We start from the raw sequence: 24,853 nt of genomic DNA, 5'->3' as shown, positions 1-24,853 counted from the left end.
GACTGGTGTTTCCAGCAACAAACGCCGTGATCCGAAGACCGCGGCGCCGAGCAACGAATGCAATTCTTAGCGACCGCAAAAACCCCTGGCAAAGGTGTGACGTACTATCCCCGGTAGTCGCAACGGGTCGGGCGAAGCGGGTCAAACCGTGCCATCTGCCCGCTCAAGGGGACCGCGCCTACGCCCTAAGCGCCTTCGTATGTGACCTGCGCCCTGTGCGAGCCCTCACACCGAGAGCGGGGAGATGTCGCACTGAGTCGCGGACGCAAACTCCCCGTAAAGCGATTTCCCCCATGGAACCCCGCGCCGCAATCACCACCGGCACAGTGCGGACCCGACACCCACCCAGACATCTCGGGCGGCACAAAAGACGACGATGAGCTCTCCCCCGCCGCCGTCGATCACAAAGTCCGACCCGCCCATGCCGATCCGTCCCGGGTGTCCGCGCCGGGCGCCGACGCAAGCCGTAGAAGTACGGCAACAGCGGCGGCCCGCTGCCAGTGGTGCAGGGCTCCGGCGATGGAGCGGGAGGCGAAGGTCCGCTACGCCACCACCCGCGTCCAGCCTTGGAACAGCCCCGGGTTCATGGAGAGCCGCGACGGCCTTGAGATCCCTGTGGACCGCCGAGCGAGTCCCGGACCGAAGCGCACCCTGAGAATGCCCTCGGCGGTGGCGAGCCCCGCCAGAGCCCGGCCAGAGTGCTGAAGCAGCCTTCGCACGATGCCGGCCTCGACCCAGTCGCCGAGCCCGGTCCCCCTCCGGACGGTCGGACCGCCCCACTGCGGCCGGGGACGCCCTCCAGTGCATCCGGCAGCGTTCGGGAGACCAGTCCGCCACGACATCCGACCGCCCGGCCCCTCGTCAGCAGTCCCTCCCCTACGCCGGCCGGCGTCAGGACGCGGCTCTGGCCAGCGCTGCCAGGGTGTCGAAGTCCCACGTGAACGCACCCGAGCGGAGGTCCGCCGTGACCGCGTCGAGCCAGTCCAGTTCCGCGGTCAGTACGGCGCGCCGGTACTCGTCCTCCAGTACGGTGATCCGGGGCAGTGCCAGTTGGCGGGACTGTTCGGCAGAAGCCTCCAACTCGGCCAGTTGCATCCTTACTTGGGTGGCTCGAGCGGCGAGGTCGGCCTCCACCTCCTGCGGCAGCAGCATCATGGTGAACGAGAGCGCGGCGGGGAACTCCGGGTACTCCGACCGCGTCGCGACCAGCATCTCCCGCAGCCACGTGCGTGTCGTCGTACGCCCCGCGTCGGTCACCTCGTACACCGTGCGCTCCGGATACTGCTGATCCCGGCTGGTCTCACGCACCGCGATCAGTCCGGCGTCGAGCAGCCGGTCGATGGTCCGGTACAGGCTCGCCCGCTGGCTGACGTTGACGACCTGGTCCTTCCCCCACTGCTTGATCAGCCGCTGGATGCCGTACGGGTGCAGCGGCTGCATGTGCAGCAGCGAGAGGACGGTGAGGCCGAGAGGGGAGCTGCGCATGTCTGGAGCCTACCGAACCGATCTCAGGAGAACTAGTTGACATGAGACTAGTCACATTGCAACTATCGATGCATGACGACAGCGACCCCGCTCGCGTCCGCCGAGCGCATCCACGCGGACCACACCACCGTCAAACACCTCGGTCACTGGACCAAGGCCACCGAGTTCGACGTGCGCGCCCGTCGCGCCACCGTCGTTCTGGACCTCCGCTCCTCGCGGATCAGCTGGGACGAGCCGGTCACCGTGCACCTGGAACTCGCCTCCGCCGCGCTCACCCTGCTACTGCCCGACGCGGTGACCGCGGACAGTTGGGACCTCGCCTTCCGCGGCCGCGGCCGGGTGAAGGACCCGCAGCCCGGCACCGGACCGGCCCGGCTGCGGCTGACCGGAGCAGTCACCGACGGCGAGATCCGCCTCCGCCGCGGCGGCACCGCCCAGCTCACCGCCATGTGCTCACGCGCCTACCTGGACGACCTGCGCCGCGCCCACAGCGGCGGCACCCTGCCCACCGTCGACGACCCCACCCGGGAGAGGACCCACTGACATGCTCCGCACCCGCACCGCGATCGTGGTGGGCGGCGGCATCGCCGGCCCGGTTGCAGCCCTCGCGCTGCGCCGGGCCGGGATCGCGGCCACCGTGCACGAGTCCCACGCCACCACCGCCGACGGCGTCGGCGGAGCCCTCGGCATCGCTCCCAACGGCCGGGCCGCCCTCGGCCTCACCGGACTTGGCCAGATCGGCGCCCCGATGAACGCCATCGTCCTGCAGAACCACAAGGGCCGGACCATCACCGAGATCCGCCAGCCGATGGAGTTCAGCTGGCGCGCCGACCTCTACCGGCGGCTCTACGACCTGGCCTTGAAGCAAGGCATCCAGGTCCATCACGGCCACGAACTGGTCGACGTCCGCGAGAGCGCCACCGGCATCCGGGCGGTCTTCGCCGACGGCACCTTGAGCGAGGAGGCCGACGTCCTGATCGGCGCGGACGGCCTGCGCTCCACCGCGCGCAGGCTGATCGACCCCCAGGCCCCGCAGCCGCGCTACTCGGGGCTGCTCGGGTTCGGCGCCCAGGTCGACGGCACCGGACTGCCTCCCACCGGCGACCGCATGTACATGGCCTTCGGACGCCGGGCCTTCTTCGGCTACCAGACCTTCGACGACGGCACAGGCGTCTGGTTCGCCAACCTCCCGCACCCGTACCTGACATGTAAGGAAATGCGGCAGACCCCGAACGAGGAGTGGCTGCGCATCCTGGGCGAGGCCTTTGCCAAAGACACGGTCCCCGCCCTGGATCTGCTGCTGCGCACCGTCCCCGAGGACCTGATCACCTCCGGCCCCATGGAGGACCTTCCGCACGTCCCGCACTGGCACCGCGGCCGGATGGTGCTGGCGGGCGACGCCGTCCACGCCACGTCCCCCAGCTCCGGCCAGGGCGTCTCACTCGCCGCGGAGAGCGCCGTCGAACTCGCCCGCACCCTACGGGACCTGCCGCACCCCGAGGCCTTCGCGGCCTACGAACACGCCCGTCGTGACCGGGTCGAGCGCGTCATCGCCCAGGCCGCCCGCACCAACAGCGGAAAGGCCGCAGGGCCGGTGGGCCGCGTGTTCCGGGACGCCCTCCTGCCGCTGTTCGCCCGCCTGGCCACCCCCGAGAAGATGGCCTGGCAGTACGACCACCGGATCCGCTGGGACACCCCCGTTGCAGTATGAGGACGGCACCGATGCCCGTCGCTCTACCGAAGGGCCCAGACAACCGGCCTTCCGCTACCGGCACTTCACTGCGCCGTGCAGCAGCACGCCGCCCGTCCGGGGCACAGCGCCGATGGACGGGCGGCTCTACTGGGGCGACCGTGCTGCGGCTCAGAACAGGCGGACTCAGATCCGCGCGCCGGCCCGGCCCGGCTGCGGCAAAGGCGCAAGCCGCTGCTTGTCGAAGAGCAAGGCGCGCAGCAGGGGCTCTACCTCCGCGGGCAGCAAGCCCCACATGCTCACCACCCTGGGCGCCAAGGCCCCCAAGAAGGGCTACCGCGTCCGCAACACGCCCACCACCAAGCCGGTCAACGAGCCAGCCGAAACAACCGACGAGAAGCATCTGACCAAGACCATCGCCGTCCCCTCCCCCGACCCTCACAGCGGCTGGGATCTGGGCCAGGCGCACCGCGGGGATCCTGACGAATGGCCCGTGAACGCTTCGTCACGGCGGCCATGCTGGAGATCCCGGACGACCAGCTCTGTGCCCGTCTGATGAGTTTCGGCCATCTGCCGCTGCTTCTGGTGCACCGGGGGGCACGTCACGCCCCTGGAAGTCAGCGCCCCCGCTCCCCCACTGGGTCTTGGCGCCCTGACGGAGACCGAGTACGCCCGATTGACATTCCGTTTCGCCCCGGGCGACCGGCTGGTGCTGTACACGGACGGAGTGACCAAGGCCCGGAGATGTATGGGCAGCTTCTACCTCCTCGGGGAGCGGGTGACGGTTTGGACCGATCAGCGTCCGGATGCGCTCGTGCGCAGGATCGGCGCGGACCTGCGTGCGCATACGGGCGGCCGTTCGCCGACGGCATGGCCCTGATCGTGCTGCAGCGCGAGGGGGCGCGCGTCCGGGCCTGGTCCTGGCGGGCGGCATAGCAGAAGGAGTTCCGCAGCAGGTATGACCGACAACTCGTACGCACTTGCTGTGGGAGGGCTCAGCGGGCGACTGGCCCAGGGCGAGCGGGTCGGCACGGTTCGGCTTGCGGAGTCGTGACTTCCGCATCTCCGTGAGGTTAAGATCCTCCGCCGACCTGCGGGAGGTTCCAAACGGGCGGCTTACGGGAGGTGTGGAATGGGCAGGGCTGCAGGGGAACTGGGCAGGCTGACCCGATGGACGTGCGGCGTGCTCGCCGCGTACGCAATGCTGACTGCGGCGGCCGGGGTAGCGGCGTGGCACAAGTACCAAGTGATGCACGCACCGCCACTGCCGGCTCAGCCGGATGGCAGCGAGGCGCTGCCGCTGATCGACGCCGACATATGGTTCGGAAATCTGAGGGGCTGGTGGAACGGCGCTACCCTCGTGACAGTGCTGGTCTTCAGTGTCTGGATGTCGCGCATGCGCGACCTGGCGGAGCTGGTCTGGCCCGAGGGGCAGCGTCGCAGCCGTGCCTGGTTGTTCTTCGGCTGGGTGGTTCCCATTGCCGATGTGTTCGTGCTGAAGATGTTCGTCAACGACCTGTGGGCCGCCGCCCGGCCGGCATCGCGACGTGAGCGGGGCCATCCCCTGCTTACCTTCTGGTGGCTCTCCGTCCTTGCGGCGGGCGCCACGGGCACCGACGCCCTGTCGGCGCAGAAGCACGCGCACACTGCCAGCCAGACCAGCCAGGCGTTGCAGCGGGTCATGGAAAGCGATCTCCTGTACATCTGCGCTGCCGCCCTGTCCGCCGCCGTCGTCTGGCAGCTCAGCGGAATGCTGAAGCAAACCGTGCAGGTGGCCCCGGCGTCGTAGGCACCTGGGGGACCCTGTTGCCCATTCGGCTACGCGGCGAGGCTGAGTTCGAGTCGGGCGAGGTGGCTGGTGTGGCGGCGGTCGAGTGGCTTGCCGTTCCACCAGGCGTTCAGGCGGATGAGGTTGAGGGCGACGGCGCTGTGGACATGTTCGAGGTGGGTCTTGGCCAGGCCGCGGTAGCGGGCCGGCGACTGTCGGTGACGGCGAGGGCCTGGCGGATGGTTCCCTCGACGCCGGCGAGTAGTGCGTACGCGTCTTGCCAGTCCCGGTCGGCCTGCTCGGCACGGGCGGTGCGCAGGGCCTCGGTCAGCGGGCGCGGGTTCAAGGTGAGCCGGCGCAAGCCCCGGCGGCTGGTGGTGCACAACTCGCGGACCGGGCAGGGGCCGCAGGTCGGCTTGGTGAAAGCGACCACAATCATCGGATAGCCGTGCTGGGTGCACGGGCTCCAGGAGGAGCTGACCTGCCCCTGGGGGCAGGTGACCTGCTGGTATTTCCAGTCGATGGTGAATGCGTCGGCCTGGAAGCCCGCGTTCTGGCGGGCCTGGCGGGACTGGTCGAGCAGGACCGGGGTGATCAGTGCGATGCCGTAGGCCTGGCGGGACTTCACGATCAGGTCGGCGCTGGGGTAGCCGGAGTCGAGGTAGTGCTCTGCCGGGAGCAGGTCTCGGCGCTGAAGCTGCTGGTGGATGCCGTCCAGGGCCTTGGTGTCGGGGACGGTGGAGGCGGTGGTGGCCACGTTCGTGATGAGGTTCGGGGCGGTGCGCTCCTTCTCGGGCACGTCCGTGCAGCTCTCACTAACATGCAGTTTGAACCCGTTCCAGAAGGTGTCGCGCTTGGCGGACCAGCGGGTGTCGAGGTCGTAGGGCGAAGCGATGCGCAGATGGCCGGGCGGCAGCCCGTCACCGCCCTCCTCGGTCCTGGCGCGGCGGGCCACGACCTCGCGTCCGCCCCGCGTGGTGGTGCGGGTGTAGTTCTGCAGCAGCACGGTGCGCAGGGTCTGCACTGCGGGCAGCTCGCGCAGCCAGGGTTCGGAGCGCGGATCGTAGACGGCGCTGAGCAGGGCGAAGCCGTCGCGGGCGTAGGTCAGCGCGAGCTGCTCACGCTTGGTGGCGGAGGAGGGCATGCGCCAGGTGTCGATGCGGGTGTCGTAGCGGCGCGACCAGCCGGGCACGTCCAGCACGTCGGCGGCCCAGTGCGGCGCGGCCACCGTCAACGCCTCCACCGCCGCCCGTACGCTCTCCCCGGCCAGCTCCAGGCGGTTCAGGCCGCGCACCGCACTGATGACGTGGGCGGAGTCGGTGCGCTGTTTGCCCCCGGCGCCGATCAGACCCTGCTCCGTCAGCCTCTCCAGCAGCAGGTCCAGGACCTTCTCCTCCAGATGGTGCTCGACCACCCGGGTGCGGAACTGGGACAGCACGGTGAAGTCGAAGCCGGTGTCGGTCAGCTCCAACCCGAGCGCGTAGGCCCACGAGAGCCGGTCGCGTACCGCCTCCGCCGCCTGGCGGCCCGTCAGGTCCTCTGCCATCTGGAACACCGTCACCAACGCCAGCCGACCCGGGGACCAGCCCGCCGGCCCCGTCGCGCCGAAAGCCTGCGCGAACTCCTCGTCCGGGAATAATTCCCCCAGCCGGTCGCGCACCGGCAGCGGCACCTGCCGCCCGTAGTTCTTCGCCCGCACCGCCCGCGCCACCACGGGATCCGGCTCCGGCCACGACTGCGGCTCCATCGACACGCCCATCCCACCCCACGACCGAGGATCAGGAAGGAACCCGGCCGCACCACCAACCCTGCCAGCACCACCAAGCCGCTGTCAGCTCTCAACTGCCAATGGGCAACAGGGTCGCCCAGCCTTGTCAAAGACATGCCGAAGCCGAGCTGGGCCCAGTGACCCGAAGACCCCGAGGACAGGAAGAACACAGAGAATGCCGGATTTCGTACGAGAGAGACGTCTGTTCCGGGTGGTCAGCTTCGCGGCGTCGCACCGGCAGCTGCTGCTGCGCAGCGACGCCACCGCCGTCGACGGAACGGACACCCGCGTCGAGGTGTACTTCGGACATATGGAGCTCATGCTGCTCAAGCCCGTCTACCAGAAGGGGATTCACGTCCGCCCGGCGCCGGAGGCTGAGTTCGCGGTGCTGAAGGAGCGTCATGACCTCCCGGCCGAGGATGCGGGCTTCACCTGGATGATCGAACCGGACGGGGACAGCTTCGTCGTCTCCGCCAACCCCTCATGGCGCGAGGCCGCAAGTTCGAAGACCCGTCCCTGTTCGACTTCACCCAGCCCTGGCCCCCGGACTTCCCCGTGGAGTGCGGCAGCGTCGGCTGACGCGGAGGACACGCCGAGGGCATCCCTGCCACAGGGGACGCCCTCAGCGCCGTACACGCCTCTTCACTGGTGAAGGACCGGATGGACATCACCGACGCCCGTCGGAGCCTGTCCGGCGCCGAGACCGTGCTCGATCCGGGAAGGGTCTGCTGGGGAGGGCTGCACAACATCGAGCATCAAATGCGTACGGCGTTCGAGGCGCACGTATGCCGGCATGGGTACGTGCGCCGGATGCGAGCATGCGTCACAGATCGGTGAGCTGTTCGCCCCTGCCGTCCTCGATGACGTGGTCCACGCACACGGCGAGGATGACCAACAGCAGCGAGTCGGGCTCGTACATCACGTCCACGGCATAGGCGTCGCGGATGCTGAACCAACGGCGCGAGATGTGTGCCAGGGTGGTTCCGTTGTCCGCGATGTCGAACTCGCGATCCCAGAGGTTCCCCGATATACGGAGCCGACGGCCGTCCCGCAGGGTGACCTTGAAGCGGTCGCCGAAGAAGCGGAACCTCCGCTTACTGATGCGGCCGATGGTCTCGCCGTTCTGCTTGATGAGGATCGTGTGATGAAGGGTCAGGACCTTCTTCACGATACTCGCGACCTGGTCGCCCTGGGTGTCCACGAGGTGGAACGTGGTACGCAGCCGCAGGAGTTTGCGGTCGACCCTGAACAACTTCTGCCGGTGCTCCGTCTCGACCCAGGCCTCCTCGTGGAACGCCAGCATGCGATCGCGTACCAGATAGCGCATGGAAACCCCGTCCAAGATCGAGAGATGGCGCGGACACCTGTCCGCTGATAATAGTTGCGTCATTACGCAAGGCGGCAACTGGCTCCATCCGAGACGGGGAGTCGCTCATGACCACCACGTACCGCCACCCACGAAGGACCGCGCTGCGTCAAAAAACACAGAAGCGCACCGCAGTCCAGCGGGGCCGGGCCGCTCGCACCGCCCGCGTGACCGCCTGCTGCCTTGGTCTGGGGAAGAGTTGCGCGTAGCTTTCGCCAGCCGTCACGGTTCCGACATGCGTGCCGCGATCCGGCCGGGCTCGATCATCAGGACCTGCTCGGCTGTGGGCACGGTGGAGAGCCGGTGGGCAGGCGGGACCGGACACGCCGCATGCCACCGGCCTACCGCAGGGATCACCACACGTCACCACCCCCGACAACCACCCGAAGAGCCAGTGGGTCGGGGACCGTCAGAGCTGGGAGGGCAGGGGTCGGACGGCGGATTGTGACGGGAGCCTCCAGGTGAAGTACCTCCCGGATTCCCGGCCCGCGTCGATAATGACCTTGTGCGCTCACTAGCCAGGAATGCCATCCTGCCCCTGACGTTGGTCATCGTCGGGGCAGCCGCAGTGATGGGCGACGCCGCGGAGGAAACCCATACGGCCGGAAGCAGCTGGCGCAGCGGTTTCGGCAAGTCCGGCGAGCCGGGCCAGTCCCCGCAGGACCAGGACCAGGATCAGGCCCTCTCCGCGACGGCCCCGGCCGAGGACGGCACCGCGTACACTCCCCGCAGGACCGAGGAGAACGCCCGGATCGGCGCGGTCTTCGAGAAGGACGACCAGGGCGCCCACTTCTGCACCGCGAGCGTGGTGCAGAGTCCGGGCCGGAACATGCTGATCACCGCGGCCCACTGCGCCTTCGACGCCGGCTCCGGACAGCCGGTGAACGACCTTGTCTTCGCCCCCGGCTACCGTAACGGTGACGAACCCACCGGCCTGTGGAAGGTCAGCAAGGTGGTCGTCGACGACCGCTGGGCCAAGTCGCAGGACGAGGACCTCGACGTCGCCTTCCTCGTCGTCGATCAGAAGGACGGCAAGGACATCCAGGACGTCCTGGGCGGCAACACCCTCGGCATGAACCGCGGCTTCGACGACAAGGTCAAGATCACCGGCTATCCCACCAGCCGTGACACCCCGATCTCGTGCCAGAACCGCACCACGAAGTTCAGCGACACCCAGCTGCGCATCCAGTGCACCGACCTCGAGGACGGGACCAGCGGCAGCCCCTGGCTCACCGACTACGACCCCAAGAGCCACACCGGCACGGTCATCGGCGTCCTGGGCGGCCACGAGGGCGGCGGCGACCAGGACGATGTCTCCTACGCCGCGTACTTCGACGACGACATCGCCAAGCTCTACCGGCGCGCCCAGGACGAGGACTAAACCCAACAGAACTGCTGGACGCTCGCGGGGCACGCGGGGAACCCAACCCCGGACGGCTTGCAGCATCTGCTGTCCAGGGCTGGTGGGATGCCGATGCCTCCCACGGCCTCCGCGGCTTCGTCGTCGAACAGCCGCGAGGACGCCCACCCCAGGGTGACCGGATACAGTGCGCGAGACAGCAGTCTGGTCAGGGAGGGGCAGCGTGACCGCCACCAGTAACATCCGACCTGCCGAGGGTGAAGCGCGAGCGCCGCGGCCGAGCCGACTGCACCGCCTGATGCGCTACATCCCCCGGATCGCTCCCGTCCTGCTGTGGGCCGTGCCCTGCTGGGTGCTCCTGCACAGCGGCCAGCACTGGCCGCTGGCCGTGACGCTGGTCGGCACCGCCCTGTTCGTCCTCGGCCTCGTCGGTATGCCGCTCGCGATGGTGCGCGGCCACGGCCGGCGCCAGCAGGACCGGGCGGCGATCGTCGGTGACACCCTGCTGGGTACCAGTTGGGTTCTGTTCACCTGGTCCATCCTGCTCGGCGTCCCATTGCGGCTCGTCCTGACCGTGGCCGGCGTCGACGAGGGTCAGGAGCGGGCTCGAATTGTCACTTGGGCCGTCCTCGGCATAACCGCCGTACTACTCGCCTGGGGGTACGCCGAAGCCCGCCGCGTGCCACGCGTGCGCCGACTCGACGTGCAACTCCCGCGATTGGGTGCCGGGCTGGACGGCACCCGCGTCGTCCTCATCACCGACACCCACTACGGCCCACTCGATCGCGCTCGCTGGTCGGCACGGGTATGCGAGACGGTGAACACTCTGGAAGCCGACCTGGTCTGCCACACCGGCGACATCGCGGACGGCACGGCCGAACGCCGCCGCGCCCAGGCCGCCCCACTCGGTACCGTGCGGGCCACCCGGGCCCGTGTATACGTCACCGGCAACCACGAGTACTACAGCGAGGCCCAGGGCTGGGTCGACCTGATGGACGAGCTGGGCTGGGAGCCGCTGCGCAACCGCCATCTGCTGCTCGAACGCGGAGGCGACACCCTCGTGGTCGCCGGCGTGGATGACGTCACGGCCGAGTCCTCCGGCCTGGCAGGCCACCGCGCTCACCTCGCCGGAGCCTTGAACGGCGCCGATCCTGACCTGCCCGTCCTGCTCTTGGCACACCAGCCCAAGTTCGTCGACCGGGCGGCAGCCTCCGGCATCGACCTCCAGCTCTCCGGCCACACCCACGGCGGCCAGATCTGGCCCTTCCACCACCTGGTTCGCATCGACCAGCCCGCCCTCGCCGGTCTCAGCCACCACGGCCCCCGCACCCTCCTCTACACCAGCCGCGGCACCGGTTTCTGGGGCCCGCCGTTCCGCGTCTTCGCCCCCAGCGAGATCACCCTGCTCGTGCTCCGCTCCCCGCATCTGCCCGCCTCGCCGTAGCACTGGGTGGGCGCACCCGCGAAGCTACTCTTCGTAATCGATCAGGTTCTTCACGTTATGGTCTGGCACCCAAGAGAGTTCCTCCCGGACCAGTAGCGGACCATGGCGCCGAAGGACATCACCCCACGAGCCGCCCGCTCATGAGCGCCGCGACCCGCCGAATACCCGCAGCGCGCGAACCGCCGACAGCACTGGGAGAGGTCTTCGACCTCATGGCCACACTGAACGAATCCGTTTCGAGAGCGAAGGCTCCTCGCGGTGAGAACGGGCCTGCCGACGTCCACGAGCTGCTGAAGGCCCCGAAGAAGACAGCAGCTCAGAAAGGGCTGTCGGTGGCCTTTGGAAAGGAGACCAGTCTCCGACTTTGAATGTCGACCCCCTTCAGTGGTCTGGCTCCTTGAGTCAGACCGGAAGGCACGCACGACGGCTGAGGGGAGGCGCCGACCATGGCAGCGTGGCACCGGCCGACCGGACAAGCCTCCTCCTCCACAGCCGACCAGGTCCTTGTTGCGGACTGGGCCCGCACCTGGACTCCCTGCTCCTCCCCCGCCGACATGCCGCCCGACCGTGGTCGGCGGTTTCCGTTCCACGGCCGGGTGTCCACCGAGGACCATCAGGACCCGGACACGTCGCACGCCTGGCAGTTGTTACGCGCCCAGGCCCTGGTCTGCGGACACGGACGGATCGTCGCCGAGTTCTTCGACACCGGACGCAGCCGCACCATCCCCTGGGCGCGCCGACCCAAGGCGGTCGCCCTGCTCGACGCGATGGCCGACCCCGACCGGGACTTCGACGCGCTCGTCATCGACTCCGGTGAACGCGCCTTCTGCGGCAATCAGTTCGCGACCATGGCCCCGCTCTTCGAGCACTATGGCGTCGAGGTGTGGGTGCCGGAGCTGGGCGGCTTTGTGGATCCGCAGATCGGCGGGCAGGAGGAGTTGATGATCCTGGAAGTTCAGCAGGCCGCAGCCGGTGGAGCGGGTTGCCAAGCCAATTGGGCGTGGGGGCGCATCCGGTCGGGCATGGTGGCGTCGTGACAACGAGGTCAAAGTGGCAGACTGATCGGTCGGGCGAGGTCCCCGGTCGTGATGGCGGGCTCACCGCGCTGGATCCCCTCGTTGACGTCGGTGAATATCTCGGCGTCGGGTCGGCGCAGACCGGCGCCGAGCAGGATCCGCTCCGTCGGGACGTCGTGGTAGACCACCGGCTTGTCGGACTGCCGCGCCGCCTCGGCCGCGAACTCGGCAAAGCTCCAGGCGACGTCGCCGCTGAGCTCGTACACCTGGTTCTCATGGCCCTCACCGGTCAGCACGGGCGCCGCGGCGGCGGCGTAGTCCTCGTGGGGGCCGAGGCGACCCGGGCCCTCGCCGGTGTTGCCGACCACCGCGCCGTGCTCCAGCACAACCGGGAGCGTGGCGGTGTAGTTCTCGGTGTACAGCCGCTGCGCAGAGGGACGAAGGGGATGCCGGACTCCCGGATCAGCGCCTCGGTGGCCTTGTTCCCGTAGGCGGCCTGAAGCCGGCCTGGTCACCGTCGAGGACTCCGGTGTAGCAGAGCAGGGCGACGCCGGCCTTCCGCGCGGCCTCGACCACGGTCTTGTGCCGCGAGAGCTACTGCCCCATCTCGCTGCCGGAGATCAGCAGCACCTTGTCACCGGCCGCGAAGGCGCCCTCCAGAGTCTCCGGCTGCTCGAATAGCATCGGAAGTGTGACTGCCACCTCAGCCCGCCTGCTGCGACTGCTCGCGGTGTTGTCCAGCCGGCCGTCGTGGACGAACACCGAGCTGGCGCAGCGGCTGGACGTCACCGAACGGACCGTGCGCCGCGACGTCGCTCGCCTGCGCGAAGCGGGGTACGGCATCGACTCCGAGAGTGGCCCATACGGCGGCTATCGCCTGGGCCCCGGCAAACGAATGGCGCCCCTGACACTCGACGACGAGGAAGCCCTCGCGGTGTTCGCTGCGCTGCGCGAGGCCCCCGGCGGCGATCCAGCCGCGATGTCGGCGTTGCTCAAGCTCAGGCACCTGCTGCCGGCGCGGGTCATCGAGCGACTCGACGCGGTGGACGGCGGCTCCGTCGACATCATGCAGCCCGAACGCGGCCGAGTCGCCGTCCCGCTGTTGTTCGACATCGCTACCGCCTGCCACCGCGGGGAACGGCTGACGCTCACGTACCGCGACGCCCGTGGCACCGAGACCAGGCGGCAGGTGGATCCGCATCGGCTGGTTCGCAGCCCGAACCGGTGGTACCTGGTCGCGTTCGACGTGGCCAAACGTGAATGGCGGACGTTCCGTGCGGACCGCGTCGCCGCCGCCCAGACGACCGGGGTCGGCGTCGAACTCAACGACCCGCCGGACGCCGCGGACATGGTGACGAAGATGCTGGTGAGCGACTATCCGTACTACGCGACCGCGCGAGTCGCTGTGCCCTTGGCGAGGGCACGCCAGATCGTTCCGCCCCATGTGGGCAGCTGCCGGGCCGACGGTCCGGACCACACCTTCATCACGATCGGCGGCGTCTCTCCCGACAGTCTCGCTGCGGCATTGTTCCGTCTGCCGACGCCGCTGAGCCTGGTCGCATCCGATGGGGTCGACGAGGCGGTCCGGCATCGTGCGGCGCAGTTCGTAGAGGCTGTCCAGGGCGCAGAGAGCGACCGCTCCCGCCCCCGGCAAGGTGTGCCGTCGGCCAGCGGCGAGGCACATGGCAGGTAGTCCGCGATCAACTTCGGGGCCAGGGTAGCCACTTCGGCAGTGACCATCGAGCGGCTCGGCAGCCGCATTCGTCGCCGCGCCAGGAGTGCCACGTCACCGGCCTCAAGCCGGCATACGACCGCACCGCGCGTGCCGGCCGAGCCCGCCCTGTCCATCGTCCGCACCGACCACTCCTGGCAGCCCAGGGGGAGGCGGCCTTCCGGGGTCTCGTCGTCGTCCGCCTCCGCCGGGTCGCGCAGTGCCCGCGGCGCCTCGCCGACCGGGCCGTACGCGCGGAAGCCGTAGCGGCCCAGAACGTCGAGGCGGCATGCCGCAGCGGGGAGAGCCGGGCGACGTCCTCGTCCGGCACCAGGTGCTCGGGCTGCTCGGCGGCGTCCAGGTAGCGGGGGTCCACAGCGTCGCGGCGTTGACCGGCGGAACCGCCGGCCCCACTCCGTGTCCTCGAACGCGTGGTGGCCGCAGGCGTCCTGGACCTCCCAGGTGTGCTCGTACGCCGCTTACTGCCGCTCGGTGTACCGCTTCGTGCACGAGACGTGCTCGATCCTCCAGACGCAACACCGCGGGCGGTCGCATCGCGGGCCGAGGTGGCCTTCAATTTCCGAGCCGGTGGCGGGAGTCCAGGACCGGAACAGACCTGGACTCTCGCTACGTTTGTGGCGTCTTCGACTCCTCATAGAGGGACGAGACAGGGATCGATCATGTTTCCCGACGGTGCCCCCGTTCTGAGCAAGAGCGCTGAATGTGAGACGTCCCTCGAAGTGACAATCGGCAAAACGCAACAAGGGATTCCATGATGATTGACCATGTTTACATCTCGGTGAAGGATGTCAGCCGCTCGCGCGCCTTCTATGCTGCGGCGCTCAAGCCGCTCGGGTGGCGGGAGCTTTTCGAGTACGACTCAAGCGCAGGCCCCGCAAGTGTCCCCGATCTCTTCGGACTCGCCGATCGGTCCTATGGGTCGGGTGGGGTCATCGGTAACAGCATCTGGCTGCGTGAGCGCAAGCCGGGCGAGACCGGCCTCTATCTCGGCCTCGTCGCCGACAGTCCGCAGGAAGTTGACGCCGCCTATGCTGCCGCCCTGGCCGCCGGCGGCCAGGATGCCGGCGAGCCGGCTCTGCGTGCCTACTTCGGCCCTGGCTACTACGCCGCGAATGTCATCGACCTCGACGGCAACGAGCTCGAGTTCGTCAACAAGGAGTTCAATCCCAAGCGCCCAGCCTGATATGCACATGCCCCGGCGAGGCTTCTGACGTGCTCGGATGGCGTCCCGCGTGATGGTGTAGCCGATCAACCCTGAGTAGTGCGCCGGTGTGCTCCGGCTGGTGGCGCCCGCTCCCTGCGCATAGGACGGGCCACCGTGCAACTCTCCTTGATAAACGCCCAGTTCATCGAGGGGAGGAGACACACAGTGGCCCTGTCCCAGTCTGAACTACTTCGCCTGCTGGAGTCACTGCGTTCGGCCGAGGGACTCGAACTCGTCCGCAGCGTCGCCGAGCGGATGCTGCAGGAACTGATCGAGGCCGAGGCCGCGGCGAAGATCGGAGCCGAGTGGAACGAGCACACCGACACCCGCACCAACTACCGCAACGGGCACCGGGACAAGACGTTCACCACACAGGCCGGCGACCTGGAGCTGGCCATCCCCAAACTGCGGGCCGGCAGCTTCTTCCCCTGCCTGCTGGAGCGGCGGCGCCGCATCGACCAGGCCCTCTATGCCGTCATCATGGAGGCGTACGTCGAGGGCGTCTCCACCCGGTCGGTCGACGACCTGGTCAAGGCCCTGGGGGCGGACACCGGGATATCCAAGAGCGAGGTCTCCCGGATCTGCGCCGCCCTGGACGAGCCGTTGACCGCCTTCCGCACGAGGCCGCTGGACCACACCCGCTTCCCCTACATCTACCTCGACGCCACCTACTGCAAGGCCCGGGTCAACCACCAGATCGCCTCCCGCGCCGTGGTCATCGCCACCGGCATCACCGAGGACGGCGGCCGGGAAGTCCTCGGCGTAATGGTCGGCGACAGCGAGACCGAGGCGTTCTGGACCGAGTTCCTGCGTCACCTGCGCGAACGCGGCCTGAGCGGGGTCCGCGTGGTCCTCGCCGACCACCACACCGGCCTCGTCAACGCGATCCGCAAGGTGATGATCGGCGCCGCCTACCAAAGATGTCGTGTCCACTTCCTGCGCAACGTCTTCGGCGTGATCCCGAAGGACGCCGGTGAGATGGTCGCCGCGACCATCCGCACCATCTTCGCCCAGCCCAGCCAGAGAGCGGTCCGGGCCCAGGTCGACACCGTCGCCGACATGCTCGGAGGCCAGTTCCCCAAGGTCAAACAGATGCTGCTGGAGGCCAAGGACGACCTGACCGCCTTCGCCGCCTTCCCGGAACGACATTGGAAGAAGATCCAATCGACGAACCCGCTGGAACGGATCAATCGCGAGATCAAGCGCAGGACCGACGTCGTCCAGGTCTTCCCCAACGACGACGCGCTGTTGCGGCTGGTGACCGCCGTGCTGTTCGAGCTGCACGACGAGTGGATCGCCTTCCCCCGCCGCTACCTGCCCGAAGGCAGCATGGACCAGCTCTACCCCGGACTCCCCGAAAGCGCCCCCGCGCTACCCAACACCACGAACACGCCCGACAGTTGATCCCCTACACCACGACGAGGGACACGATCCGTGCTCGGCTGCGCCCGCCCGTGCCAGGAGATGGGCGACGCGCAACGTCCCGACGGTGAAGCGCCCGTCCGGCCGACGACCGGTTCAACGGGCTCGACATTCCGGATGCACGTAGGCGTCCGGACGAGCAGTACAGCGTGCTCGGCTGCTTCATCGACTCAGGACGAAAGGGACGGTCGGCTTCCAGAATGAGGGACTCTGTCGGGGATCATGTCAGAGAGCGTGTGCCGCTGCCGGCGGAGATCGCCCGCTTGCCCCGGAAGCGGCGATGCAACGTCGTGGACGTAGCCGACTTGCTTTGCCCCCGATATCCGTACGTCAGGTAGATGTCACCTACTCGGCACACGGCCGGTTTCCTGCCGGCGACGACGGATCGCGCGTGGGCGACGGGCGGCGCTGCGGGGCTGCGCCTCGAAGGAGAAGCTCGAGGACCGTATGAACGCCGCCCCGATCGCTGCCCACGACGCGGCCCGCGCGGATTCCAACGAGACAGCCCTCGGATCGGTCGACGACCGACTGACGATCCTGCTCTCCTGACCGATGAAAGAAGCTGATGACCACTCCCGTTCAGGGCCCGGACGGCCGCCCTCGCTGCCATTGGAGCGCCGCCGCACCGGAGTTCCTGGCCTACCACGACACCGAATGGGGCTTCCCGGTCGCCGACGATCGGCGCCTGTTCGAGAAGCTGAGCCTGGAAGGCTTCCAGTCCGGACTCAGCTGGCGCACGATCCTGGCCAAGCGGGAGAACTTCCGGGCTGCCTTCGCGGGCTTCGACATCCCACAGGTCGCCCGCTACGGCGCGCGCGACGTCGAGCGCCTGCTTCAGGACGCCGGCATCGTCCGCCACCGGGGCAAGATCGAGGCGATCATCAACAACGCCCGGTGTGCGGAGGCGATGCTCGACCAGGAGGGGTCACTGGCCGCGTTCTTCTGGCGCTACGAACCCGACCCGGCTGAGCCGCCCGATCCGCAGACCGTCACGACCTCGCCCACCTCGATCGCCCTGTCCAAGCTGCTGCGGTCATCGTTCGGCTTCGACATCCACCGGAAGCACAATGGCGACGGCTTGAGACTTGCCTCGGGTGCGCCACTGGAGGCGATCGCCGGAGAGTCCGCTGGCGGGGCGTACTTCCTGTGTGCCGAGCAAGACGGTCGCCGGCCGGTGGTGTTCGCGAGTTCCGAAGGGGAAGGCGGGCTGCTCGCCGATGACCTGGCGGACGCGCTGGAGATCATCATCGGGCTGGAGTGGCAGGACTGCCTCAAATTCTCGGGTGGTGGCGATGTGAAGGTCATGCAGATCTCCGCTGGACACCTTGAACGATCCCGTGACAAGTACAACCCGGATATCGACAACGAAGCTGCCCAGGTAGCCGCAGCCCTGTCGCTGCGTATCGTGCCTGTCACTGACCTCGTCACCCGGTTGCAAGCGGCCGCCTCGAAGACCGAACCGGACTACGTCGTGACCGACGACAACGGACAGGCGTTCGACCCGCCGTTCGGCGAGCACGTGGAGCCTCGCCACGGTGGCTGGCGCTGAACCCGACCGGCTGCTGCCGTCCGCCGCTTCGACACCGGTATCTCGGCCAACATCTGACAACGCGTCGGGCAGTCTCTCCGACGCGTCTGCCGACGCTCCCGCACCGTGACCGCCTTGGTCTTCGCGTACTTCAGCATCGTCAGCAGCGCGTAGTGACTGCGGCCTGGCAGCTGGCTGACCGTGGCGATGACGGTGCCGGAGGGGACGGCCAGCAACCATGTCCCGCCCTGCCCGTCAGCCCCCGTGGAGGTGGCCTGCCTCCAGGTCGTCAGCGGTCGCCTTCAGCACCGCGGCGATCATGTCGGCCCTCCGGCCATGGGTAGCGGATCCGTACACCGCCTGGCCCGGATAAGCCCTCAACACCATTCGCTCGGCCACCTCGGCCACCTCGGCCACGTCGTCCGGCGCCGCGAAGACCCGACGCAGCGCCCCAAATGGCTTGGTCGGGGACGCGCAGGACACGCCAGCGCCGACCAGGACATCCCGGGTCGGCGGCCCCACTTGGTGAGTCGACCATCTTGTCGGTCACGGGCAGTCGTCGTGGCCATCGCCGTCATGCTGCTCACTTGCGGCCCCTTCTCCCCGGCCAGACGGGTCGGGGAGAAGGGGGCAAGGCCCGTGCCGAGGCCGATTGGAGGCGGATCAGTGGCCTCGCTGCGCCCGGGACGGGGCCAGGAATCAGTACCAGGCCCCGCAGCCGACCCAGCCGTTGTTCATGTTGTTCACGCAGACGCGGGCCTTGTAGCCATGGCCGTCGTAGTGGAACTTGGTGCCGGCCTTGTTGAGGCCCTTTCCTGTGCCCGCACTGTCTGCCCACTTGGTCTGCTGATCGTGGTCGATCTCCAGGCGCATCGCGCAGGTCGAGCCGTTCCAGGTCTGCACGAGCCCTTGCACCTTGGGGCCGGGCCTCTTGCCGTTCATCCACGCCTTGCAGCCCGGAATGGTCACCGGTGAGGAGGAGATGAAGTAGACCTTCGAAGCCGCAGAAACCGTCGAGGTGGCGACGCGGCTCTGGGATGTCGTTGTGGCGTGGGCCGGGGAGGCCAGGCCGGTCGCCGCACCGGCTAGGGCGGTCGTCATAGCGATGGCGGCAAGGTTCTTGAGGCGGTTCACTGTGTCCTTCTCCCGTTGACGTGGCGGGTGGCAGGACCATCTCGCAGGGGCAGAGCGCCTTGCCATCGGTGCGGGGCAAGTGACGACATCCCGGGACGTTCACGCCTGCGACCTGCGCAGAACCGCTCCACGTGACGTCTACGTGGGACACGACGGGCCTGCGGAGCGGCTGCCAGAGGGTCAGTTGAGGCCGACGAGGGGCCGTCGGACGGCGGACAGGACGACATCGACGCCGTCACGACTTGCAAGGGGCAGCCGTCGGCTCATGGTCGTGTCTGGGCCCTGGAACTGAGTGGAGCAGGGGGCGCGACGGGCGTCTCCGCCCGGGAACTTCGGCCCCGGAAGGGCAAGATCAATCTCAAGGGATTTTCTGCATGGCGACTACTCGCGGCCGAGAATCACGGCTCGCCTCGATGGGGTCGGTGAACTGGTCAGGAAACGCGGCGGAAGATGGTGGCGGGTCCGACCACGCCCCGGCCGTACTTGGCGCGGATGCGGTCCATGGCTGCTTCGGCGACGAGGCGGTCTTCGCGGGCGCCGTCCAGGCTGAGCTGCTGGGCGACCTGGGCTGCGTCGATGAGGTCCTGGCCCTTGAGGACGAGTCCCGTCAGGCGGCCGCGCTGCAGGCCGGCGGCGTCCATGAGCTGGTAGGCCAGGACGCGCAGATCGTCCTCGTGCGCGGACGGTTCGGGCAGGCGGCGGGTCTTGTCCCACGATGTGCCGCCGGCGAAGCGCAGAGTCAGGGTCAAGGCTCGGGCGGCTTGTCCACGCTGCCGCAGCAGGTGTCCGAGCTGGACGACCAGGTCCAGCAGGGCGGCTCGTACGGCGGTGCCGTCCAACGTGTGCCGGGAGAAGACACGGCGGACCGTGGCGGAGTCGGGCAGAGCCCGGGGAATGACCGGGCGGGGGTCGTTGCCGCGGGCCCGCTCGGCTGCGAGGCGGCCGGCCTTGCCTCCGAGCAGGCGCTGCACGGTGGCGGGCGGAACGGTGGCGAGCAGGCCGACGCAGTGGATCCCGTAGTCGCGCAGAGCCGTAGCCTGGCGCGGGCCGATGCCGTACAGGGCTTCCACAGGCAGCGGTCCGAGCCACTCGTCGACGTGGTCCGGCTCAATGGCCAGGACCCCGCCCCGTGCCGGGAGCTGGGCGGAGGCGGAGGCGGAGGCGGCAACCGTGACGGACGGCCCGATGCCGACGCGGACGTCCACGCCGAGGCGGGAGATCGTACGGATCCGCAGCACCTCGCCCAGCCGGCGGGCGTCGGCTCCGTGATACCGAAGAGCTCCCCTGAGCTCCACCAGGGCCGCGGACGGCGGCAGGGCCTGCACCACCGGTGACAGATCGGCCAGCTGCTCCAGGACCTGCCGGTAGACCTCTTCCGGCAGGCGGTCCGGGCAGCGCACATGCATCACTGTCGACTCCCCGCGTGCGCTCGCGTCGGCGTTCACCACGTCCACCTCCACACCCCACATTATCGAACAGAAAATCGAACACGCGAGAGCGTGAGTGGTGGATCATGAGCTGTGACTGGACAGCGCGGTCTGCAAATGGCCACTGCTCCTTGCGAGCGAGACCCGACGCACCCGTCCTTGGCGCGCACCTGGCGGTCCAGGCGGGCTGAGCGCGCGGACAGACGGGCCCACTAGGCTTGGGCGCTCCGGCAGGGGCACGGCACTCGTGCGACTGCCCGGACCACCCCACCCAAGGACGGCAACCAAGTGTCTTTCTTCACCATCGGCCACCGCGGTGTCATGGCCGCCGAGCCGGAGAACACCCTGCGCTCCTTCCTGCGGGCCGAACGCGAGGGGCTGGACGGCATCGAACTGGACCTGCACCTGAGCAAGGACGGCGAGCTGGTCGTCATGCACGACGAGACCCTGGACCGCACGACGGACGGCGCCGGTCCCATCGCCGACCAGAAGCTGCGGAAGCTCAAGAAGCTCGACGCCGGCCTCGGGGAGCGCATCCCCACGTTCGAGGAGGTACTGGACGCCGTCGCGCCGACGCTGCCGATCCAGGCGGAGATCAAGGACGTGGCCGCCGCCCAATCGCTGGCCAAGGTCCTCACCGACCGCGACCTGCTGGACCGGGTCTCGGTGCTGTCGTTCCACGACGTCGCGCTGATCGAGATCCACAACCTGCTGCCGCAGGCCCGCACCGTGCTGGTGGCAGGCCCCAGCGCGCACCGCGACACCTTCGTCGGCCGCGCTCAGAAGGTCGGCTCCACCCTAGTCAGCGTGGAGCTGCGCCAGCTGAACCGAGCCATCGTGGAGAAGTGCGGCGACGCCGGCATCGACGTGATGGCCTGGACCGTCAACGACGAGCGCGACCTGGCGCTGGCCCGGACGCTCGGTCTGGTGGGCTGTGTGACCGACCAGCCCGGCATGAAGCGGCTGGTCGAGGCCACGGCCTGACCTCTCCTATCCATCCATGCTGTCTTCGGCGGCGCTGTTGGTTACCGGACCCAGGCGTGGGTGAGTGACTGGATCGCGGATCCGTCCAGATCGGTGAGCTTGGTCCCGACGAATCCGCGGGCCCAGTCGGAGGTCTGCATCCGGAACGCGGGCTTCTCCGTCGTGAGCGCCTCGACGATCGGCGCGACCGCGTCGTCGGCCGTCTGTGCCGTCCCGAAGGACTTCATCGTGCGGTCGTACGCCTGAAGGGCCGGGGCGTACGGACCGGCAGCGTTCACCAGTGCGGGCAGGTCGGGGACCGCGCTGGCGACGAACTCGCTCGCCACCGCTCCCGGTTCGATCACGGTGACGTCGACACCGACGTTCGCGGCGACCGGGGCCAGCGACTCCATGAAGCCCTCCACCGCGAACTTGGCCGCGCAGTAGCAGAACGGTCGGCCCCTCACCGTTGGCGAGCACGCCCACCACGCCGGTACCGCCGATCCCCTCGTGCACCTGGTAGCCGCAGCTTCTCAGGCGCTCCGCCACGAGGGTCGCGGTCCGGTACTCCTGGTGGCCCAGCTCGGGTTGGGCGTACAGGTCCCTGTAGAAGTCTTCGAGCTCGGACCGGATATCAGCGAGCCCGGCCAGGACAGCATCCGCGGAGTCCTTGGGAGTCATGGCTGTACACCGCACTTTCCAGGTGAGTGGTCGGAGCTCGCGTTCAGGAACCCCGGTCCTTGGACGACCTCGGCGGCCAGTCGCGGCTGCCCGGCAGCTTCCAGCCCCAGGTGAACGCGGCCAGCCGCAGAGAGATACCGACCGCGATTCCGGCCAGGACGCCGACGGTGGGTCCGCCGGGCCGACTGCAGACCACCATCACCACACTCACCAGCACCGCGACGATCGCGTACAACGGAGTGCCACCGAAGATGGAGGGGGTGCGAGCCAGCAGCAGATCCCGGATGGCACCGCCGCCGACCGCTGTGATGGTGCCCAGCAACACAGCCGGCAGCCAGCCCAGGCCGACAGCGAGAGTCTTCTGCGCCCCGGCGACCGCCCAGACACTGAGCGCCGAGGCATCCAGGAGGTTGAAGGCCCAACCGGAGGTGTGGCGGCTCAAGGCGGTCACGAAGGCCAACATGGTGCCGGCAGTGGCGACAGCGAGATAGGCATAGTCGGTCAGGGCCGCGGGGGTGCCGTGCTGCAACAGGGTGTCGCGGAGGGCCGACCGCATCCACCACTGCCCCGCCTGCGGGCTGACCGGCGACCGGGACAAGGTCTCCGCCGCCCTCTGCGCCCACGTCCACCTCACCGACCCCGACGACCCAAGCACCGCGCGCCTGGACATAGTCCAGGCGCGCCACACACGAATCTTGTTCCATGAAGGGCTGCAAGAAGCGCTGTCGAGTCAACCGCAGCGCGGTGCCCGCCCCACCCGGGGCCGCACCACGCGGCAGCCCACAAGCCGGATGCTTCCGGCCGCGGGCCTCTGCTCGGTAAAGCGCCACCACCCGGTACCGGACTTACCCCGAATGAGACCCGACCCGCGAACGAGCGGCACAAGGCCCACGTCGGAACAGCCGGCTGCACGGGGTTGACACGCCACACAGGCATGCCAGCCGCGCACAGACATCGGGCGGACATCACAACATTACGTGATGACTCTTAGTAGTTGGCCACGCACCAGTTGGCGAACGTGGCGAACGCCGCTTGGGTCCCGGAACCGGCCACCCCGTCGATCGGGCCGGTGTAGCCCCAGCCGTTGTTCTTCAGGAAGCGCTGCAGGGCCGACACCGTGCCGCCGCCGACGATCCCGTCGATCGCACCGGTGTAGTTCCAGTACGCCTTGAGGTGGCGCTGCTCGGCCTTCCAGCTATTGGGGCCCAGTTGCCCATCGATCGAGTCGGTGTACTGCCAGTTCGCCGCCAGCCAGCGCTGGAAGCCCTTGGCCTGGGTGGTGTTCAGGCCGAGGTTGACCACTGCGTTCGGCGCAGCGGCCCGGACAGCCACGACGGGCTTGTGAACCTGGTCGGACGCCGCGAAGCCGGCAGTGGCGCCCGCCAGGCTCCCGGCGGCCGTGCCGATGACGGCGGTGAAGCCGACGAGCGTCCTTGCCAGCATTCTCCTGCGCATACGTCTCTCCGTGAGGTCTGAGGTCATGGGTACGGGCAGCGATGCCCGCTGCGCGCAGGGACGATCGTGCCAGCGGACTTCGTCCCTCAGCAGACGCCTTTCGGTCTACCCTGCCCGTCTTCGGGGGCGGCGCGGGCGCCCGAGCGGATCGCGGACCGGAACTCACCGCACGTTGTGGATATGGCCGCCAGCTGCTGATCGGCCGCTCCCACCAGTCATGTCCGTGGCCAGGTTGGTGCACTGTTCCGCCTGGCCCGAGACCGCCAGGCCACAGTCCGACGCAGCCACCGGATGCATCACGAAACCGCCCTGAATCACTAACCGGGCGCCGAGGGTCTGTCAGGAGCGGCTCTGTCCCGCAAGCGGTGTGGAATGGCACGACGACGCACCGGGGTCGTACTGCTGGACGTACGCCTCAGTGCGCGGCCACGGTGATTGAACCTCGCCCTGTGTCTTCAACTCCCGGCCATAGTGCTACTCACCCTCGGTCGGCGGCCGCGGCTGTCCGGCTCGTATTCCGAGGTCGAGCAGGTACGGCGCGACGCTTCCGCGCCAGCTGGCGTATCACCGACTTGCTCCGGCACGCCACGACCTGCGGGGCACCCGACCCGATCACTGCCGTTCCGGGAGTGGCGCTGCACCGTGACAGCGTCCCGGCCGACCTGGCAACTGCTGTCTTGTCACCCCACGTCCGACGGTGACATCGAGTACTGCAAGTGCAGCCGCTACGCCGTCGTGGTGCTCCAGCAAGGGCATCTCGCCAAGTTCGCTGTACCGCCCACGGGGCAACTCTGAACCCTCAGTCCGAGATCCCGAAGACCGATCGAATGGGGCCACCAGCATGGACGGGAAGTCCCGGACGTTCCGCCATCACCTGACGTGACCGCCCCAGAGAAGTCGAGCCAGAGCCGGGAGTGTCATGAATCAGGCTCTGGCCCGTAGTCGGTGGTGACGGTGTGTCATGATCGAGCGTGGCTGATGCGAACTCCCTTGTCGGGATTGTGTTTTCGGGATTGTCCGCGCTGGCGGTGGAGGGGGTAGTGGACGACGGGGACGCGGTCCTGGTGTCGGCACGGACGCAGGGCGGCCCGGTGTCGTGCCCGGCCTGCGGGACGCCGACGGAGAAGGTCCACGGCTTTCATACCCGTACGCTCGCTGACGTCCCGGTGGACGGGCGGCGGGTCAGGATCTCGGTCCGGCTGCGGCGTCTGGTATGCCGCGTGCGGGACTGTCCACGGCAGACGTTCCGTGAGCAGGTACCCGGGACCGTGGAGCGCCATCAGCGCCGCACAAACCGCTTGACTGCCCAACTCGAGGCCGTGGTGAAGGAGTTAGCGGGCCGAGCGGGCGCCCGCATCTCCCGTGTCCTGGCGTTCCCGGTTTCCCGCTCGTCCGCACTGCGCACGCTGA

At 68.6% G+C, this 24,853-nt stretch carries 25 protein-coding genes and 1 pseudogene; 16 read left to right on the top strand and 10 right to left on the bottom strand.

Going from position 1 to position 24,853, the window contains the following annotated elements:
- Nucleotides 1-891 precede the first annotated feature (891 nt).
- Entirely contained in the window at nucleotides 892-1,485 is a 594-nt protein-coding gene (locus ACFYX0_RS40170; RefSeq protein ID WP_388978828.1) for a PadR family transcriptional regulator, read from the bottom strand.
- Nucleotides 1,486-1,557: 72 nt separating this feature from the next.
- On the opposite strand from ACFYX0_RS40170, the gene ACFYX0_RS40165 reads away from it, so the two are divergent.
- From ACFYX0_RS40165 to ACFYX0_RS40145, 5 genes are all read left to right on the top strand, one after another.
- Nucleotides 1,558-2,028: a hypothetical protein gene (locus ACFYX0_RS40165; protein ID WP_388978825.1), complete on the top strand. Its 471-nt coding sequence runs from the start codon at nucleotides 1,558-1,560 to the stop codon at nucleotides 2,026-2,028.
- Between the two features lies 1 nt (nucleotide 2,029).
- Nucleotides 2,030-3,196, top strand: a complete 1,167-nt coding sequence (locus ACFYX0_RS40160; protein ID WP_388978822.1) for an FAD-dependent oxidoreductase — start codon at nucleotides 2,030-2,032, stop codon at nucleotides 3,194-3,196.
- Nucleotides 3,197-3,470: 274 nt separating this feature from the next.
- Entirely contained in the window at nucleotides 3,471-3,731 is a 261-nt protein-coding gene (locus ACFYX0_RS40155; protein WP_388978819.1) for a hypothetical protein, read from the top strand.
- Nucleotides 3,732-3,743: 12 nt separating this feature from the next.
- A complete protein-coding gene (locus ACFYX0_RS40150; protein ID WP_388978836.1) occupies nucleotides 3,744-4,055 on the top strand; it encodes a SpoIIE family protein phosphatase in 312 nt (103 codons plus the stop codon).
- A gap of 303 nt (nucleotides 4,056-4,358) precedes the next feature.
- Entirely contained in the window at nucleotides 4,359-4,964 is a 606-nt protein-coding gene (locus ACFYX0_RS40145; protein ID WP_388978817.1) for a DUF4328 domain-containing protein, read from the top strand.
- 109 nt (nucleotides 4,965-5,073) lie between these two features.
- Here the strand turns inward: ACFYX0_RS40145 and ACFYX0_RS40140 are convergent, their stop codons facing one another.
- Nucleotides 5,074-6,690: a transposase gene (locus tag ACFYX0_RS40140; RefSeq protein ID WP_388978833.1), complete on the bottom strand. Its 1,617-nt coding sequence runs from the start codon at nucleotides 6,688-6,690 to the stop codon at nucleotides 5,074-5,076.
- A 196-nt stretch (nucleotides 6,691-6,886) separates the two neighbouring features.
- Here ACFYX0_RS40140 and ACFYX0_RS40135 point away from each other — a divergent pair, with 196 nt between their 5' ends.
- Nucleotides 6,887-7,363, top strand: coding sequence for a hypothetical protein (locus ACFYX0_RS40135; RefSeq protein WP_388978814.1), 477 nt, complete (start codon nucleotides 6,887-6,889; stop codon nucleotides 7,361-7,363).
- Nucleotides 7,364-7,534: 171 nt separating this feature from the next.
- On the opposite strand, the gene ACFYX0_RS40130 is transcribed toward ACFYX0_RS40135, so the two are convergent.
- Nucleotides 7,535-8,038, bottom strand: coding sequence for an LURP-one-related/scramblase family protein (locus ACFYX0_RS40130; RefSeq protein ID WP_388978812.1), 504 nt, complete (start codon nucleotides 8,036-8,038; stop codon nucleotides 7,535-7,537).
- Between the two features lie 544 nt (nucleotides 8,039-8,582).
- Between ACFYX0_RS40130 and ACFYX0_RS40125 the strand changes: the two genes are divergently transcribed.
- From ACFYX0_RS40125 to ACFYX0_RS40115, 3 genes are all read left to right on the top strand, one after another.
- Nucleotides 8,583-9,458: a trypsin-like serine peptidase gene (locus tag ACFYX0_RS40125; RefSeq protein WP_388978810.1), complete on the top strand. Its 876-nt coding sequence runs from the start codon at nucleotides 8,583-8,585 to the stop codon at nucleotides 9,456-9,458.
- 202 nt (nucleotides 9,459-9,660) lie between these two features.
- Entirely contained in the window at nucleotides 9,661-10,881 is a 1,221-nt protein-coding gene (locus tag ACFYX0_RS40120; RefSeq protein ID WP_388978807.1) for a metallophosphoesterase, read from the top strand.
- Nucleotides 10,882-11,327: 446 nt separating this feature from the next.
- On the top strand, nucleotides 11,328-11,918 hold the full coding sequence (locus ACFYX0_RS40115) for a hypothetical protein (protein WP_388978804.1): 591 nt from the start codon (nucleotides 11,328-11,330) through the stop codon (nucleotides 11,916-11,918).
- A gap of 8 nt (nucleotides 11,919-11,926) precedes the next feature.
- Here the strand turns inward: ACFYX0_RS40115 and ACFYX0_RS40110 are convergent, their stop codons facing one another.
- Nucleotides 11,927-12,283, bottom strand: a complete 357-nt coding sequence (locus tag ACFYX0_RS40110; protein ID WP_388978801.1) for a hypothetical protein — start codon at nucleotides 12,281-12,283, stop codon at nucleotides 11,927-11,929.
- 305 nt (nucleotides 12,284-12,588) lie between these two features.
- On the opposite strand from ACFYX0_RS40110, the gene ACFYX0_RS40105 reads away from it, so the two are divergent.
- The 4 genes from ACFYX0_RS40105 to ACFYX0_RS40090 all read left to right on the top strand — a co-directional run bounded on the left by ACFYX0_RS40105 (nucleotide 12,589) and on the right by ACFYX0_RS40090 (nucleotide 17,804).
- Nucleotides 12,589-13,590: a helix-turn-helix transcriptional regulator gene (locus ACFYX0_RS40105; protein ID WP_388978798.1), complete on the top strand. Its 1,002-nt coding sequence runs from the start codon at nucleotides 12,589-12,591 to the stop codon at nucleotides 13,588-13,590.
- Nucleotides 13,591-14,380: 790 nt separating this feature from the next.
- On the top strand, nucleotides 14,381-14,812 hold the full coding sequence (locus ACFYX0_RS40100; RefSeq protein ID WP_388978795.1) for a VOC family protein: 432 nt from the start codon (nucleotides 14,381-14,383) through the stop codon (nucleotides 14,810-14,812).
- Between the two features lie 186 nt (nucleotides 14,813-14,998).
- Entirely contained in the window at nucleotides 14,999-16,237 is a 1,239-nt protein-coding gene (locus ACFYX0_RS40095; protein WP_388978793.1) for an IS256 family transposase, read from the top strand.
- A 583-nt stretch (nucleotides 16,238-16,820) separates the two neighbouring features.
- Nucleotides 16,821-17,804, top strand: a complete 984-nt coding sequence (locus tag ACFYX0_RS40090; protein WP_388978791.1) for a DNA-3-methyladenine glycosylase I — start codon at nucleotides 16,821-16,823, stop codon at nucleotides 17,802-17,804.
- Between the two features lie 234 nt (nucleotides 17,805-18,038).
- Here ACFYX0_RS40090 and ACFYX0_RS40085 read toward each other — a convergent pair whose 3' ends face one another.
- The 3 genes from ACFYX0_RS40085 to ACFYX0_RS40075 all read right to left on the bottom strand — a co-directional run bounded on the left by ACFYX0_RS40085 (nucleotide 18,039) and on the right by ACFYX0_RS40075 (nucleotide 20,386).
- On the bottom strand, nucleotides 18,039-18,182 hold the full coding sequence (locus ACFYX0_RS40085) for a hypothetical protein (RefSeq protein WP_388978789.1): 144 nt from the start codon (nucleotides 18,180-18,182) through the stop codon (nucleotides 18,039-18,041).
- 300 nt (nucleotides 18,183-18,482) lie between these two features.
- Complete coding sequence (locus ACFYX0_RS40080; protein WP_388978786.1) at nucleotides 18,483-18,917, bottom strand: hypothetical protein; 435 nt, start codon at nucleotides 18,915-18,917, stop codon at nucleotides 18,483-18,485.
- 431 nt (nucleotides 18,918-19,348) lie between these two features.
- Nucleotides 19,349-20,386 carry a hypothetical protein gene (locus ACFYX0_RS40075; RefSeq protein WP_388978783.1) on the bottom strand — a complete coding sequence of 346 codons (1,038 nt, stop codon included), beginning with the start codon at nucleotides 20,384-20,386 and terminating at the stop codon, nucleotides 19,349-19,351.
- Between the two features lie 246 nt (nucleotides 20,387-20,632).
- Between ACFYX0_RS40075 and ACFYX0_RS40070 the strand changes: the two genes are divergently transcribed.
- Entirely contained in the window at nucleotides 20,633-21,328 is a 696-nt protein-coding gene (locus tag ACFYX0_RS40070) for a glycerophosphodiester phosphodiesterase (protein WP_388978781.1), read from the top strand.
- Between the two features lie 41 nt (nucleotides 21,329-21,369).
- On the opposite strand, the pseudogene ACFYX0_RS40065 reads toward ACFYX0_RS40070, so the two are convergent.
- The 3 genes and pseudogenes from ACFYX0_RS40065 to ACFYX0_RS40055 form a co-directional block, all read right to left on the bottom strand.
- Nucleotides 21,370-21,774: pseudogene (locus tag ACFYX0_RS40065) on the bottom strand (SDR family NAD(P)-dependent oxidoreductase); the annotation flags it as partial.
- Nucleotides 21,775-22,031: 257 nt separating this feature from the next.
- Nucleotides 22,032-22,586, bottom strand: coding sequence for a trimeric intracellular cation channel family protein (locus ACFYX0_RS40060; RefSeq protein WP_388978779.1), 555 nt, complete (start codon nucleotides 22,584-22,586; stop codon nucleotides 22,032-22,034).
- A 389-nt stretch (nucleotides 22,587-22,975) separates the two neighbouring features.
- The gene (locus tag ACFYX0_RS40055; RefSeq protein ID WP_388978778.1) at nucleotides 22,976-23,443 is read right to left on the bottom strand and encodes a peptidoglycan-binding protein; all 468 of its coding nucleotides are present in this window, start codon (nucleotides 23,441-23,443) and stop codon (nucleotides 22,976-22,978) included.
- 642 nt (nucleotides 23,444-24,085) lie between these two features.
- Here ACFYX0_RS40055 and ACFYX0_RS40050 point away from each other — a divergent pair.
- Together ACFYX0_RS40050 and ACFYX0_RS40045 are read left to right on the top strand one after the other, a co-directional pair.
- Nucleotides 24,086-24,238: a hypothetical protein gene (locus ACFYX0_RS40050; protein ID WP_388978775.1), complete on the top strand. Its 153-nt coding sequence runs from the start codon at nucleotides 24,086-24,088 to the stop codon at nucleotides 24,236-24,238.
- A 206-nt stretch (nucleotides 24,239-24,444) separates the two neighbouring features.
- On the top strand, nucleotides 24,445-24,853 hold a 409-nt coding region (locus ACFYX0_RS40045; protein ID WP_388978830.1), incomplete at its 3' end, for a transposase family protein.

This window comes from Streptomyces sp. NPDC002573, assembly GCF_042889625.1.
Classification (GTDB): Bacteria; Actinomycetota; Actinomycetes; order Streptomycetales; family Streptomycetaceae; genus Streptomyces; species Streptomyces gibsoniae.
This window is presented reverse-complemented; position numbering and strand designations above follow the sequence as displayed.

Coding starts and splice junctions, on each gene's coding strand:
- ACFYX0_RS40055 (WP_388978778.1), bottom strand. CDS start 23,443: ATGCGCAGGAGAATGCTGGCAAGGACGCTCGTCGGCTTCACCGCCGTC.
- ACFYX0_RS40115 (WP_388978804.1), top strand. CDS start 11,328: ATGGCAGCGTGGCACCGGCCGACCGGACAAGCCTCCTCCTCCACAGCC.
- ACFYX0_RS40130 (WP_388978812.1), bottom strand. CDS start 8,038: ATGCGCTATCTGGTACGCGATCGCATGCTGGCGTTCCACGAGGAGGCC.
- ACFYX0_RS40165 (WP_388978825.1), top strand. CDS start 1,558: ATGACGACAGCGACCCCGCTCGCGTCCGCCGAGCGCATCCACGCGGAC.
- ACFYX0_RS40090 (WP_388978791.1), top strand. CDS start 16,821: ATGACCACTCCCGTTCAGGGCCCGGACGGCCGCCCTCGCTGCCATTGG.
- ACFYX0_RS40160 (WP_388978822.1), top strand. CDS start 2,030: ATGCTCCGCACCCGCACCGCGATCGTGGTGGGCGGCGGCATCGCCGGC.
- ACFYX0_RS40075 (WP_388978783.1), bottom strand. CDS start 20,386: ATGTGGGGTGTGGAGGTGGACGTGGTGAACGCCGACGCGAGCGCACGC.
- ACFYX0_RS40140 (WP_388978833.1), bottom strand. CDS start 6,690: ATGGAGCCGCAGTCGTGGCCGGAGCCGGATCCCGTGGTGGCGCGGGCG.
- ACFYX0_RS40155 (WP_388978819.1), top strand. CDS start 3,471: ATGCTCACCACCCTGGGCGCCAAGGCCCCCAAGAAGGGCTACCGCGTC.
- ACFYX0_RS40100 (WP_388978795.1), top strand. CDS start 14,381: ATGATGATTGACCATGTTTACATCTCGGTGAAGGATGTCAGCCGCTCG.
- ACFYX0_RS40135 (WP_388978814.1), top strand. CDS start 6,887: ATGCCGGATTTCGTACGAGAGAGACGTCTGTTCCGGGTGGTCAGCTTC.
- ACFYX0_RS40170 (WP_388978828.1), bottom strand. CDS start 1,485: ATGCGCAGCTCCCCTCTCGGCCTCACCGTCCTCTCGCTGCTGCACATG.